The following is a 14671-nucleotide window of genomic DNA, read 5'->3' as shown; positions in this document are numbered from 1 at the left end:
CAATTTAATGTGAAGTTGCACATATCTCGATCCCCCTAAATCCCCCTTAAGAAGGGGGACTTTGATCGGAATCTTGTCCCCCCCTTATTAAGGGGGGCTAGGGGGGATCGGATTCTATGCAGCCTCATAAAAAATTGGTATTAATCCAGTTATAGAAATTTGAAGCCAGCCAGCACCCCTAAATTTATGGGTGCTTTGTGCTGATTGGCGAGGCGGCGATGGGTATTGTTCTTTAGGCTCTACTCATTTGAAAAAATGCTAAAAAACATCCCATTTTTCCCAGGAATATCATTCTACGGAAAAATCAATAATTCTCGGAAATATCAGGTTGTGCTCCAGCAAAGCGAAGAAGATTGCGGCGCGGCGTGTCTGGCTTCGATCGCCAAATTTTACGGACAGAATTTTCCCATTAGCCGGTTGCGAGAATTGGTCGGTACGGGCCAGCAAGGGACGACTTTACTGGGCTTGAAACAAGGCGGTGAGGCGATCGGCTTTAATGCTCGCTCCGTGCGAGCCGCGGCTGCTATTTTAGACCAAATTGAGGAAGCGCCTTTACCGGCGATTATTCACTGGAACGGCTATCACTGGGTGGTTTTGTACGGAAAGCAGGGCAACAAATATGCGATCGGCGATCCAGCCGTCGGTATGCGCTATGTTTCTAAAGCAGAATTAGCAGCAGCTTGGACAGATTGGCTGTGCTTGCTAGTAGAACCCGATGCGGAGCGGTTTTTTGCGGCAGCCGAGGGGCAACCGCCCGCCAATTCCTTAGAAAAATGGATGCGCCGGATTGGGATCTACCGCCAGATTTTAATAGAAGCATTTTTGCTGAATGTGGTGTTGGGTTTGCTGTCGATCGCTTCGCCTTTTCTAGTTCAACTGCTCACCGACGACATCCTGGTGCGGGGCGACACACAACTCCTGGCAAGTGTGGCGATCGCAGTTATAGTCATGAACCTTTTCAGCAGCAGTTTAGGATTAGTACAGTCGAACTTAATTGCTCAGTTTTCCCAGCGTTTAGAGTTGGGATTAGTCATGGAATTCGCGCGCAAATTCCTGCGATTGCCTTTGACTTTTTACGAAACCAGACGCAGCGGCGAAATTATCAGTAGATTACAAGATATCCAAGAAATCAATAAATTAGTTTCTCAAGTTGCTATCAGCTTGCCCAGTCAATTTTTTATAGCTGTAGTTTCTTTTGTTTTTATGCTATTCTACAGCAAGGAACTGACGCTAGCAGCTACAGCTATAGCTCTGTTAATGACTGTCTCAACAGTGGTCTTTCTGCCCGCATTGCAGCACAAAACGCGCAGTTTATTGGTGCTGGAAGCAGAAACTCAAGGCGTTTTAGTAGAAACTTTTAAAGGCGCCCTGACTGTCAAAACTACCAGCAGCGGCCAGCAACTTTGGGAAGAATTTCAAAGCCGCTTCGGCCGCTTAGCAAAGCTGACTTTCCGCACTACGCAAATAGGCATTCTCAACAATATATTTTCTGGTTTTATTGCCTCTGCGGGCAGCATTACTCTGCTGTGGTTGGGCAGCGGTTTGGTGATTGGCAAGGTATTGAGTATCGGTCAGTTGCTAGCGTTTATTAGCATGAATCAAAACGTTACTACTTGGGTGACTTCCTTAGTCGGATTTACTGATGAAATGACTCGCGTCCGGACAGCTACTCAACGGCTTTCCGAAGTCATCGACGCTGCACCGGAAACTAAAAACGATACGAATAAACCTTTTGTAACGATTCAGGACCGCGACGGTATTGTTTGCAACGGTGTTAGTTTTCACTACCCCGGCAGACTGGATTTGCTGGAAAACTTTTCTGTCACGTTTCCCGGCGGTCAAGCAATTGCTTTGATCGGCTATTCCGGCTGCGGAAAAAGTACCCTAGCTAAAGTAATTGCTGGTCTGTATCCGCTGCAATCGGGTAATATTAGAATTGGCGGTTACAACTTGCAGGATTTGTCTCTCGACAGTCTCAGACAGCAGGTGGTTTTGGTTCCTCAAGAAGCGCATTTTTGGAGCCGATCGATTATGGATAATTTTCGGTTGGGCAGTCCAGATGTCAGCTTTGAACAGATTGTGAGAGCGTGTAAAATTGCGGGGGCGGATGAATTTATTAGCCAATTGCCTGATAAATATCAAACAGTTTTAGGGGAGTTTGGAGCGAATATTTCGGGCGGACAAAGACAGAGATTGGCGATCGCCCGCGCCATTCTCAACAACCCGCCCATATTGATTTTAGACGAATCTACCGCAGGGCTTGACCCCGCAAGCGAAGCGGAAGTTTTAGAACAATTGTTGATGTACCGGCAGGGGAAAACCACGATTTTTATCAGTCACAGGCCGCGAGTGATCGATCGGGCCGATTGGATTATCATGTTAGAACGCGGCAGGTTGAAAATGCAAGGGTCTGCTGCAAAATTGCGATCGATTTCAGGAAACCATTTAGAGTTTTTGAATCCTTGAACAGATTTGTAATATCAAATCCGGTAGCATCGGAATTATTCATCTCTGTATTCTCTCCCTCTGCGTTCTCTGCGCCCTCTGTGGTTAAATCATTCCGATGCAACCGGAAACGATATAAATTTGTAGGGTCAGTTATTCAAGAACCTACCTTACAAATTTACTAAAAATTGTTTTGATAGCATTTAATGCTATTTTTAATATTAATCTAGCGGTTTAATTTAGCGATCGCCTTTTATAATTCCTCGTCAATTTCAATTTCTACTGCCTCTAACTCAGCTTCCAACTGCTCAACAGTCGGCAAACTTCCCTGTAACTGTTCCGGCAAAGCCTCCCGCAATTGATAAGTCGAAACGCCGATCGGTTTATTCATATCCCGCAAAGCATATTCGACAATCTTCTGCTTTTTATTTTTACATAAAATCATCCCAATAGTCGGCATATCATCCCGGTGTTTCAGCAAATCATCGACCGCCGAAACGTAAAAACTCATCTTGCCAGAAAACTCTGGCTTAAACGCTTCCACCTTCAAATCAATTACCACAAAACACCGTAAGCGTAAATGATAAAACAATAAATCAATATAAAAATCTTCCCCTTCAACCTCCAGATGATACTGACTGCCGACAAAAGCAAACCCCACCCCTAACTCTAGCAAAAAATCGCGGATGCGATCGATTAAAGCCTTCTCTAATTCCCTCTCTTGTGCTTCCTTGCCTAAACTGATAAAATCAAAATTATAAGGATCTTTCAACAACTGCTGCGCCAGTTCAGATTGCGGGTTGGGGAGAGTGCGAGAGAAGTTAGTATCAGCTTTCCCTTGTCGCCGATACAGCCCGCTTTCTATCTGATGAACTAACACATTTCGACTCCATCCTTGCTCGATAGTTTGTCGTGCATACCACAGGCGTTCCTCTGACGATTTCAGCTTTTCCATTAAGGCGATATTGTGATACCAAGGAATTTGTGCAAGCACCTCTTGCACAAATTGTTCATCCGGGTAAGTTTCCGCAAAACTTCTCATATACTTGAGATTGCGAGGTGAAAAACCCTTCATCTCAGGAAAAGCTTTTTGCAAGTCAGCAGCTATATTGTCTATAACTTTTGCTCCCCATCCTCGCTGCTGTTGCCGGTTTAAAATATCCCGTCCAATTTGCCAGTAAAGCAACACTAATTCGCGGTTGACCGAAATCACAGCCCGCACTTGAGCTTGCAAAATACGTCCCTTAAGTTCCCGCAGAAAATCATAATAATCTTCTGGAATTGATAAGTTATTCGCCATAAACTAACTCCCGCATATTTTCCAGAACGATCGCCTCTATTTTATCTCACATTTTGCACCATTCTCAAGAACAGGCAAGATGCCTGTTCCACAAAGAGTGATTTTTCTTGTGGGGTGGGCATCCTGCCCGCCCGGTTTTCGTTGGCTATTTTCTACTAGATCAATGAACCCTACAAACTAGGGCGATCGCCTCTTGATTTTCCAGCAGCAAACCGTACTCCAAACCTTCAACAACAGCCTGACAGGAAGCATCCAAAATATTAGTAGAAACCCCGACAGTTGTCCACCGCTGCTGGCGGTTGCTCGATTCCAATAAAACGCGAGTTTTAGCAGAAGTTCCCGCGCCCGAGTCGAGAATTCGCACCTTGTAGTCTGTCAGGTAAAAATGCGCGATCGCCGGATAAAAATTCACCAAAGCTTTCCGCAAAGCCGCATCCAAAGCCGAAACCGGGCCGTTTCCTTCGGCAGCTTCCAAGATATTTGTACCGTTTACTGACAATTTGACCGTGGCCAAAGCCGTACAATCTTCGCCAACCTTATCGCAGTGGACTTGAAATCCCTTAATTTCAAACCACGGCGGGCGTTGTTCCAAGGCTTCGCGCATTAACAATTCAAAAGACGCCTCAGCACCCTCAAATTGATATCCCTGACTTTCCAAATCTTTCAATTTTTCCAGAATTTGGCGACAAGCAGGATTTTTGCGATCGAGCTCAATGCCAAAAGCGCGAGCCTTTGCCAAAACATTGCTCAAACCCGCTTGATCCGAAATCAGAATTCGCCGCCTGTTGCCGATTTTTTCCGGTTCCAAATGTTCGTAAGTTAACGGATTTTTCTCAACCGCCGATACGTGAATTCCGCCTTTGTGAGCAAAAGCCGAAAGGCCTACAAAAGGAGCATGATCATCGGGAGCAAGATTGACAATTTCGCTGATCGATCGGCTGACTTGAGTCAATCTAACTAATTGCTCGTCTTGAATGCAATCATAACCCAACTTGAGCTGCACATTTGGAATCAAAGAACATAAATCTGCATTGCCGCAGCGTTCGCCGTAACCGTTAATCGTTCCCTGTACCATTGTCACTCCTTCCCGCACCGCAGCCAAAGCATTAGCAACTGCAACTCCCGAGTCGTTGTGAGTGTGAATTCCCAAGTGAATTTGAGACTTTCTCCCTCCGTTAATAAGGGGGGGGTGAATTTCCGATTCCGAAATATCCCAAGTTTCTATTATTTCTGCCACATCGCGAACAACCTGACTGACTTCGTGAGGCAAAGTACCGCCGTTTGTATCGCAAAGCACCAGCCATTCTGCACCGGCAGCCGCCGCTACTTCTAAAGTTTTAATAGCATAGTCTCGATTGTGCTTGTAGCCGTCAAACCAGTGTTCGGCATCGTATATAACGCGCCTTCCCTGACTGCGTAAATATTCAATTGTATCTCGAATCATCGCCAGATTTTCTTCTAGCGTGGTCTTCAAACTTTCAATAACGTGCAAATCCCACGACTTGCCAAACAGCGTCACCCAACGAGTACCGGCGGACAAAATCGCCTGCAACATTTCATCATTAGCTGCCGTAGTTCCCGGTCGCCTAGTCGAACAAAAAGCTACAACTTCTGCTTGAGTTAGGGGCTGTTCTTTGAGTCGCCAAAAAAATTGTACGTCTTTAGGATTAGCCCCCGGCCAGCCGCCTTCAATAAAGGGAATTCCTAAACTGTCTAACTGGCGAGCAATTCGCAGTTTATCTTCGAGAGATAAGCAGAGTCCTTCGCACTGAGCACCGTCTCGCAGGGTGGTATCGTAGATCCAGAGCCGATTTGTCATGGGAAATTGCGATCGAGAAATTGCTAATATATCACTTACTATATTAGATGAATTTATTTGTAATTAATGCGATAATATATATGAAAATTAACATAAATTTAACCGGGGTAAATTACTGTGGTCAAGGTACAAGCGCAAGGAAAAACATTTGAGTGCGATCGCGGCGCCAATCTCCGTGAAGTTTTGCTCAAAAACGGCATCGATCTCTACAATGGCAACGCCAAAGTCATCAATTGCCACGGCCTCGGCACTTGCGGCACCTGCGCCGTCAACGTCGAGGGGGAAGTTTCCGAGTCCCAGTGGCGCGAAAAAGCCCGACTTTCGGTTCCTCCCCATTCTCCCGCATCCAACCGCCGTTTGTCCTGCCAAACCAAGGTTTTAGGCGATATTAAGGTGACAAAATATGACGGTTTCTGGGGCCAGGGTTCTGAAACTGTCTGGAAACCACAAGCCTAGATTTTTTGTTAAGAAGGGCAGATAGGACGATCGCCTGGCAAGATAATATGTAAGACTTGCGCAAGAATTCTAACTGTAAGGTGCACAGGCGGCACCTTACCCTAAAGAAAGCCGAGAGGTCAAAAAAACCAGAAAGTCCATATAAAAGTTAATGAATTCATCTCAAGATATTCTGATTATTGGCGGCGGAATAATTGGTCTTTCCCTAGCAGTAGAACTGAAATTACGAGGGGCATCTGTCGCTGTTCTCACCGCCGATTCTAAACAACCGACGGCCCGGGCTGCCGCCGGAATGCTTGCCCCACAAGCCGAACGAATTCCTCCCAGTCCGATGCTGGATTTGTGCTTGCAAAGTCGCGCACTGTATGCCGCCTGGGTGGAACAACTAGAAGATATTACCGGATTGAAAACGGGATATTGGCGATCGGGAATTCTGGCGCCAGTGTGTCAAAATGAGCCTCAACAAAAGCCGCTTTTGTCAAACCTAAATTATCAATGGTTGGACAAAGATTCTGTTCGCCAACATCAATGGGGATTGGGTCAAGAAGTAATTGGCGGTTGGTGGTATCCTGACGACGCTCAAGTTGACAACCGCGCTTTATTTCGGACGCTTCAAGTTGCAAGTAAAGAATTAAAAATTGATATTATTCAAGGCAGTGCAGAAGAAATTATTCGGCAGAAAAACAGAGTTTTTGGAGTAGAAACAACGGCAGGAAAATTACAAGCTGACCGTTATGTTTTGGCTGCAGGTCCTTGGTCTGAGAAATTATTGGATATTCCTGTTTATCCAATAAAAGGGCAAATGCTGTCAGTATGCGTACCAGAAAATTGTGGAGTGATGCAGCCGCTGCAAACAGTTTTATTCGGGACTGGCATTTATATTGTGCCGCGTCAAGATGGCAGAATTATTATAGGCGCTACTAGCGAAAATGTAGATTTTACCCCTGGAAATACGCCTGCAGGAATGCAAACTTTGCTAGCAGGAGCGATTAAGTTATATCCCGAATTAGAAAATTATCCGATTCTGGAGTTTTGGTGGGGATTTCGACCGGCTACGAGGGATGAGTTGCCGATTTTGGGCCCTAGTGTTTGGGAGAATTTGACGCTGGCTGCGGGGCATTATCGCAATGGCATCTTGTTAGCTCCGGTGACGGCTAAATTGTTGGCGGATTTGATTTGGAATCAGAAATCAGATCCGTTATTGGCTGCTTTTCATTATTCTAGGTTTCGATCTTCAGCACTTAATTAAACCTCTATACGTTGGGTGCGCGCTGCGCACCTTTCCACTGTATGTAGCGCGTCAAACCATTTTTTTGCCTGAATCCTGATTAGTTCGCATCCTGTTTTTTGGGTTGGTTCAATTCCCTGCATTTAAAAAATGCCAAATCGTAAGCATTTTGGTAATCGCTACCGCCTAACATCAAATCACCGTAATATTCATAAGGTTGATTGCCATAAATTGGCAGCGGGTCGTCTTCAGGATAATCTTCTTTTGACTCTTCTAGAATTGCTTTGAGTTTCTTGACGCTGAAGCGCTGTACTGGGAAATAATGAATGTCTTGAGCGATGAAACCGAGATGGGGAAAGGTTGGGTCAACAATTCGCTCGTCGAGTTCAATCCAGCTATACTCGATGGGTTTATACGGCGCTCCCGGCACAGCTAAAAAGCCTTGAACATAAATTGCCCCCTCGGTGGCTAATGCTGCTTTACAAGCGTTGTCAAAGCAGTTTTTACGGTTGCTTTTGATGCGAGCCGCTATTTCAATAGAAAGCGCCTCATCTAATAGTTCGGTCATAATCCCTTTTAGTCGGGTGTGCGACTAAATTGTAGCAAGTTAGAGCTCCGAGCACACAGAACGATCGCCAGCAAGTGCGATTATTCTCAAATTCCCGTCTTCAGGAGTTGATACAGAATCAAGCAAAAAGTCGTGGATGTTGTGTCAAATTTGGCTTCCGGGGCGGGCGGTTGGCCGATCTACGCCGGCGGGGTGATACAGCCAGTTTGTCTCTCGCCCATATAGCCCGAAATCACAAGTTTTCGGGAGTAGCCCAACTTTTGAACGGGCGATCGAGTTGGGGGTAGATCCCGCAACGGTAAAGTGTGCAACAGACGATGCAAGCAACAATAGCGGGATACATCACCGAAGGTCGATCGTGCAACCAAGCAATCATATTAATGCCTTCCGGTGCAGCTATTTGTGCGGCTGCTGACAGGTTTCACAGTTTTTTTTTGTAAACAAACCAGAGTTGTGATAACCTCATAAATGTGCAAAAATCGGTTCCAACAAAAAAACCTTTGGAAGAAACGGCGAAAGTCCGGCGTAAATCCGGCACTGTCCCGCAACTGTGATGAGATTATATAGTCTCTGAGGAAGAAGCCAATGCGAGTTGAAGATAACAAGCGGCAAGGTAGCTTTGGGTATGGGTAGAATCTGTTCATTCACCAAAATATGCTCACCATTGGACACACCGCTTGGAATGGATTTTTAACTGCTGGTTAGGGGTTGAATTTCAACCGCAATTAACCCAATTGCCTGCAACAAAACAATGCCCCAAATAGCCATCCTATCCGGATGCTAAGCTAAGCACTTATCCACACACCATAGATATACTGAATGAAAAGCGCGATCAAAAAGTCGGATTTTGTGCTAGCTCCTTATATGAAGAGCAACAATTTGAAAGCTACTTGCCAAATACTCAATACAGTGATTCCTTATATATTCTTATGGTTTTTAGCATTTAAAGCGGCTGCCATTTCTATATTCCTTCTTCCGCCGATAATGGTGTTGATGACACTTTTTTCAGGACGTTGTTTCTCTTTGATGCACGATTGCGGGCACTATTCTCTTTTTAGTTCCAAAAAAGTCAATCGCATTATGGGTTTTATGCTAGGTATCATCAATGCGATTCCTCAGTACCCCTGGTCGAGGGGACACGCTTATCACCACAAACATAATGGTAATTGGGATATGTACCGCGGCCCTTCGGCGTTGATATCCACCGAAAAATTTGCGGCGCTAAGTCCATTTAGTCAAAAGATGTATCAGTTACTCAGACACCCATTGATGCTGTTTCCCGGTGGTTTTTTCTATCTAATTATTAAGCCAAGACTCGCGCTTATCTTGGGAACTACTGGTTTTATCCGGCATATTTTTGCTTGTCTCAATCAAGATTTTGGCATGGGTTTATCTGCAATCATTGCTTCTTATAAATCCAAACATTGGTATACGACGGCTGAGTTTTGGGATTTATTGTTCAACAATATTTGTGTTGTTGGTAGCTGGATTTATCTGAGCAACTTACTGGGGTTTGGCTTTTTCTGGAGTGTTTACTCAATTGTCATGACTTGTTCAGCAGCGATATTTATCTGTATTTTCTTTGTTCAGCATAATTTTGACGGTTCCTACGCTCATAAAGCTGAGGGTTGGGACTATCTTCTTGGCGCAATTGAAGGCAGTAGTTACCTAAAATTACCAACTATTCTCAATTGGTTTTCGGCTGATATTGCTTACCACAATATTCATCATCTCTCTGAGCGCATACCTAACTATAATCTTCGGGCTTGTCACAATGCTAATATTCACTTGCTTGCTAATTCAAAATCACTGACTATTCGCGATATTCCTGACTGCTTCCAATTCATTCTTTGGGATGCTGCTTCAGATAGTCTGCAATCGATTAAATTATTTCAGCAAAAACAAGAAGAAATTCCCTTGAGTAATGTAGCTAATTAAAATCGGTTGGCAATAAGTTTGGTTGCTTTTTTATCACTAAAATCCTATGATTAGGGATGCAGCTAGTGGGATAAATTTTAACCGTAACTTTCCTATAGCAATCCTCGCAGGAGTCGTAAATTTTTGACCCCACCCCAACCCTCCCCGCGAGTTCGGGGAGGGAGTAAGAAATTCACAAATGATTTAGGATCGCTATATAGCAATCCTCGCAGGAGTCGTAAATTTTTGACCCCACCCCAACCCTCCCCGCGAGTTCGGGGAGGGAGTAAGAAATTCACAAATGATTTAGGATTGCTATAGTTAAGTAGGTGGTTACAAATAAACATTAGATGGGTATGGCGGGTTTAACCGGGAGCTATGCTAGCAGCCTGTTTATTCTGACAAAACCCTGCCTCATCGTGACCAGTTTATTTGCACCAACTTACTTATCTAGGGTCTAAGTATAGATGACTCAAACTATCTGTCACTTGTCAATGCAGCAATTCCTCTAATTTTTGCTGGTTCCACAAATACTGATAAAGCCCTGTTTGCCCTACCAATTCAGCGTGAGTGCCACTCTGAACTATTTCTCCTTTCTCCATCACAAAAATGCGATCGGCACTGGCCGCCGCTGACATTTGATGCGAGATAAAAATTACTGTTTTGCGATCGGTTCCCGTTGCCAAGTTTTGCAAAATGTCGGTAGCAGTTTGATTGTCAACGCTGGAAAGAGCGTCATCTAAAATTAACACTGGGGCGTCAACTAACAAAGCACGAGCAAGTGCGGTCCGCTGCCGCTGTCCGCCGGATAAAGTAATGCCGCGCTCGCCGACAACTGTTTTGTACTGCTGCGGAAAATTGAGGATTTCGGGGTGAATTTGCGCTTGTTTAGCCGCAGCTTCAACCTCCGGCTGTTCCGCTAAAGGGTTTCCGTAGCGGATGTTATTCTTGATGCTAGTGCCGAACAGAAAACTTTCTTGCGGAACGTAGGCGATCGCCCCGCGCAATTGGGTCAATTTTACCTTGGTAATATCCTGTCCGTCTACAAATAACTGACCCGGATCGATATCGAGCAAGCGTGGCAGTGCATTAGCTAAAGTTGATTTTCCCGAGCCGATCGCCCCAACAATTGCGACTGTTTCTCCCGGTTTTATGGTAAAATTAACATTTTTAAGCGCGGGTGTGTTAGCACCGGGATAAGTATAATTTAGATGGCGGGCGACAATTTCGCCTTGGACTGGAGTTGGCAGTTCAACTGCATCGGCAGCATCCTTGATTTGCGGTTCCACCGTCAGAATTGATTCGATGCGATCGACACTCACTTCTCCCCGCTGGTAAGCAGTAATTGTGAAACCCAACAGCGCCGTCGGAAACACCAAACGCTCGACATAAATCAGCAACGCCACAAAATCGCCAATGCTAATTAAGCCATTAGCAATTGCCCCGCCACCAGCAGAAAGCAGCACCAACAAACTGATGCTTGCCAAACCGCCCAGCAGCGGAAAAAGAAAGTTTCTAGTTTGGGCTAATTCCAAATTTGCTGATAGCAACTGCGCGTTGCAATCGCGAAAAGCTCGGCGTTCGTTTTCTTCTTGAGCGTAGATTTTAATTACGGAAATTCCGCTCATATCCTCCTGAATCAAATCGCTCATCGCCGACAATTCCTCTTGCACGGCTAACTGTTGGATGCGAAGTTTGTCACTAAATAACTGCACCAAAACTAACATTAAAGGATAAACTGCGATCGCCAACAGCGTCAGCCTTACATTAATCCCCAGCATTACCGGCAAAGTCAAAGCATAAGCAAAAGCTGTATTCGCCAAACTGAGTACCGCAAACCCCACCAAGCGCCGAATATTGTCCAAATCGGAAGTAGCGCGGTTAATTAAATCCCCTACCGTATTGGCGGCAAAATAAGAGGGTTCTAATGTTAATAAATGGTTAAAAATTTGCTGTTTGAGGTCAAATTCTACTTGACGCCCCACGCCAAACAGCAGAATCCGCGACATAATCCGAATTACCCACATAATTGAGGCGAGGATCAGAATTAGTGCCACGTAGTTGAAAACTTGGTCAAATTTAGTCGCAACTTGGAGAGTGTCAACTGCATTCCGAATCAGCAGGGGAATGTAAACGCCCACAGCATTGACAATTAACAGCGAAAAAACGCCCCAGAATGTTGGTTTCCAGTGCGGGCGCATATAAGAGCCGAGTTTTTGCAGTCGAGAATAACGAGCCATTTGTTAGCGGGTAATTTGAGATAGATTGAGGAAAGGAAGAAGGTTCGGCAACGGATTTTGTAACGGATGTAACGGATGGATGCTGAAGGAAGAAGGAGTCTTCCCCAAGGTTTTCAGCAATCAAGAACGTCCTAATAGTCTTGGCGGTTGCTATAGAAGGTAGAATTTGGGAAAAAGAATAGAAGCTCTATCGAAAGGTAGATGACCGAAAACACAAGTTAAGAAATTTTTATTAAAAATTCTGCTTTGGGATAACGCGCCATCAAAATTGGGTTTAGCCCTGAACCAAAACCTGAGTATATCGATATGTAACAAACCACATTATATCTGTGGCGACACGAGATATGTGGGGACAGGGCATTGCCGTGTCCTTAGCCACCCGGAACGATCGCCCAAATCTCCAATCCGCCCCCGCCACCCCCCGCACCGTTGGGGCGCGCTACAATCAAAAATCGATCGACTTAGCACTCAGACTCAGAGAGTGCTAAATTTGCTAATGTAAGCGACAGGAGACAAACATGACCAAAATAGTTGCATTTAGCGACAAATCTCGGCGGGCACTAGAACGCGGCGTCAATCAACTCGCCGATGCTGTCCGCATCACCTTGGGCCCGAAAGGCCGGAATGTCCTATTGGAAAAGAAATACGGCGCTCCCCAAATCGTTAACGACGGTATCACCGTTGCTAGGGAGATCGAACTCGAAGACCCCCTGGAAAATGCCGGCGCTCGCTTAATTCAAGAAGTCGCCTCCAAAACTAAAGATATCGCAGGCGACGGTACAACAACCGCAACGGTTATAGCTCAATCCCTCATTCGCGAAGGTTTGAAGAATGTCGCAGCAGGCGCGAACCCAGTCGCGCTGCGCCGGGGTATTGAAAAAACGATCGCCCATTTGGTACTGGAAATCGCAAAATTGGCGAAACCCGTTGAAGGAAGCGCCATTGCTCAGGTCGCCACTGTCTCGGCCGGTAACGACGAAGAAGTCGGCGCCATGATTGCCCAAGCAATGGAAAAAGTCACCAAAGACGGCGTAATTACTGTTGAAGAGTCGAAATCTCTGACAACGGAATTGGAAGTTGTCGAAGGGATGCAGTACGATCGCGGATATCTTTCTCCGTATTTCGTCACCAACACCGATCGCATGGAAGTTGAGTACGAAAACGCTCGCATCCTGATTACCGACAAAAAAATTAGCTCGATTCAAGAACTAATTCCAGTTCTCGAAAAAATCGCCCGCACAGGTCAACCGTTCCTAATTATCGCCGAAGATATTGAAGGCGAAGCTTTGGCAACTCTGGTAGTCAACAAAGCCCGCGGCGTATTGAACATCGCAGCAACGAAATCTCCTGGTTTTGGCGATCGACGCAAAGCTATGCTTCAAGATATCGCCGTGCTCACCGGCGGTCAACTGATTTCCGAAGAAGTCGGACTCAGCATCGATACCGCAACCCTAGAAATGCTCGGTACCGCCCGCAAAATTACGATCGACAAAGAAAACACGATCATTGTTGCTGGCGACGAACACAAAGCTGACGTGCAAAAACGGATCGAGCAAATCCGCAAGCAGCTAGAAGCGACGGATTCCGACTACGACAAGGAAAAGCTAACCGAACGCATCGCCAAACTCGCCGGCGGTATCGCTGTAATTAAAGTCGGCGCAGCTACCGAAACCGAGCTCAAAGACCGTAAACTGCGTATTGAAGACGCTCTGAACGCTACTAAAGCTGCTGTGGAAGAAGGTATCGTTGCTGGAGGCGGCACGACGCTACTTCACCTGATTACAAAAATAGATGCGATCAGAGATACTTTAGACAGCGAAGAACAAGTAGGCGCTGACTTGGTGAAGAAAGCTTTGGAAGCACCTTTGCGTCAAATTGCTGATAATGCCGGCGTTGAAGGTTCCATCGTCATCGAGCAAGTGCGGGCGAGCGAGTTCAACATTGGCTACAACGCTCTCACCGACGTGTACGAAGATATGATTGCCGCTGGGATTATTGACCCCGCTAAGGTGGTGCGATCGGCTTTGCAAAATGCCGGTTCCATTGCTGGTATGGTGTTGACCACTGAAGCTGTGATTGTCGAAAAACCCGAGAAGAAAAAAGCCGGCGGCGACATGGGCGACATGGGCGGCATGGGCGGCATGGGTGGCATGGGCGGCATGGGCGGCATGGGCGGCATGGGCGGCATGGGCGGCATGGGCATGATGTAGTCTTCAGTCATTAGTCAGCAGTCATTAGTCTGTAGCCTGTAGGGTGCGCCACAAGCACCATTGGTGTTAACAAGCGCGTCTTATTTAGTACCCGTCTACTGTTTGACGATTAGGGCAGCTTCAAGTCCCCCGGCGCCCCCCTGATAGTCCGGGGGGACTTGAAGCTATCAAAGTCCCCGCAACGATTCGTCCGATGCAATGGGGATCTGGACTCTCGCTAGAAGCGAGAGTTCTCATGGATTTTCAGCTTAAGTTGAGACTGGAGCAGTGGGTGCCTTACCCGATCGATAAACTAAGGATCGCGAATTAAATAACTTACAATTTTAATTGTTATTGTGGGATGGGCGTGCCGCCCCGCCAAAAAATAAGGGCGGGGCGCCCCAACCACCAAAAAACAAAAAAATGTTTATTTTTTAAATATCGAGACAAATTTAACCAAAAAAACCAGATAAAAAACCCCCCGTTAATTACCAATCAGACACAAGAAC

The 14671-nt window shown here is 45.9% G+C and carries 11 protein-coding genes; 6 read left to right on the top strand and 5 right to left on the bottom strand.

Going from position 1 to position 14671, the window contains the following annotated elements:
- Window positions 1–255: 255 nt before the first annotated feature.
- A complete protein-coding gene (locus ACUVJL_RS39535; protein ID WP_445250810.1) occupies window positions 256–2466 on the top strand; it encodes a peptidase domain-containing ABC transporter in 2211 nt (736 codons plus the stop codon).
- Between the two features lie 232 nt (window positions 2467–2698).
- Here the strand turns inward: ACUVJL_RS39535 and ACUVJL_RS39530 are convergent, their stop codons facing one another.
- Both ACUVJL_RS39530 and cimA read right to left on the bottom strand, forming a co-directional pair.
- Window positions 2699–3745, bottom strand: coding sequence for a PDDEXK nuclease domain-containing protein (locus ACUVJL_RS39530; protein ID WP_445250809.1), 1047 nt, complete (start codon window positions 3743–3745; stop codon window positions 2699–2701).
- Between the two features lie 160 nt (window positions 3746–3905).
- Window positions 3906–5564: a citramalate synthase gene (gene cimA, locus ACUVJL_RS39525; protein WP_445250808.1), complete on the bottom strand. Its 1659-nt coding sequence runs from the start codon at window positions 5562–5564 to the stop codon at window positions 3906–3908.
- 117 nt (window positions 5565–5681) lie between these two features.
- Between cimA and ACUVJL_RS39520 the strand changes: the two genes are divergently transcribed.
- Complete coding sequence (locus ACUVJL_RS39520) at window positions 5682–6020, top strand: 2Fe-2S iron-sulfur cluster-binding protein (protein ID WP_445250807.1); 339 nt, start codon at window positions 5682–5684, stop codon at window positions 6018–6020.
- Window positions 6021–6171: 151 nt separating this feature from the next.
- Entirely contained in the window at window positions 6172–7269 is a 1098-nt protein-coding gene (gene thiO / locus ACUVJL_RS39515; protein ID WP_445250806.1) for a glycine oxidase ThiO, read from the top strand.
- 79 nt (window positions 7270–7348) lie between these two features.
- Here thiO and ACUVJL_RS39510 read toward each other — a convergent pair whose 3' ends face one another.
- Both ACUVJL_RS39510 and ACUVJL_RS39505 read right to left on the bottom strand, forming a co-directional pair.
- Entirely contained in the window at window positions 7349–7816 is a 468-nt protein-coding gene (locus ACUVJL_RS39510) for a hypothetical protein (RefSeq protein WP_445250805.1), read from the bottom strand.
- 232 nt (window positions 7817–8048) lie between these two features.
- Window positions 8049–8192, bottom strand: a complete 144-nt coding sequence (locus tag ACUVJL_RS39505; RefSeq protein WP_445250804.1) for a hypothetical protein — start codon at window positions 8190–8192, stop codon at window positions 8049–8051.
- A gap of 443 nt (window positions 8193–8635) precedes the next feature.
- On the opposite strand from ACUVJL_RS39505, the gene ACUVJL_RS39500 reads away from it, so the two are divergent.
- Complete coding sequence (locus ACUVJL_RS39500; RefSeq protein ID WP_445250803.1) at window positions 8636–9754, top strand: fatty acid desaturase; 1119 nt, start codon at window positions 8636–8638, stop codon at window positions 9752–9754.
- Window positions 9755–10224: 470 nt separating this feature from the next.
- Here ACUVJL_RS39500 and ACUVJL_RS39495 read toward each other — a convergent pair whose 3' ends face one another.
- Window positions 10225–11973 carry an ABC transporter ATP-binding protein gene (locus ACUVJL_RS39495; protein ID WP_445250802.1) on the bottom strand — a complete coding sequence of 583 codons (1749 nt, stop codon included), beginning with the start codon at window positions 11971–11973 and terminating at the stop codon, window positions 10225–10227.
- A gap of 329 nt (window positions 11974–12302) precedes the next feature.
- Here ACUVJL_RS39495 and ACUVJL_RS39490 point away from each other — a divergent pair, with 329 nt between their 5' ends.
- Together ACUVJL_RS39490 and groL are read left to right on the top strand one after the other, a co-directional pair.
- Entirely contained in the window at window positions 12303–12461 is a 159-nt protein-coding gene (locus ACUVJL_RS39490; RefSeq protein ID WP_445250801.1) for a hypothetical protein, read from the top strand.
- Between the two features lie 30 nt (window positions 12462–12491).
- A complete protein-coding gene (gene groL, locus ACUVJL_RS39485) occupies window positions 12492–14183 on the top strand; it encodes a chaperonin GroEL (protein ID WP_445250800.1) in 1692 nt (563 codons plus the stop codon).
- The last annotated feature ends 488 nt before the right edge of the window (window positions 14184–14671 follow it).

Origin of the sequence: Microcoleus sp. OTE_8_concoct_300, assembly GCF_031383065.1 — a bacterium.
In the GTDB taxonomy this organism is placed as follows: domain Bacteria; phylum Cyanobacteriota; class Cyanobacteriia; order Cyanobacteriales; family Microcoleaceae; genus Microcoleus.
Note: the sequence above shows the minus strand (reverse complement) of the source record. Positions and strands in the feature narration are given on the sequence as shown.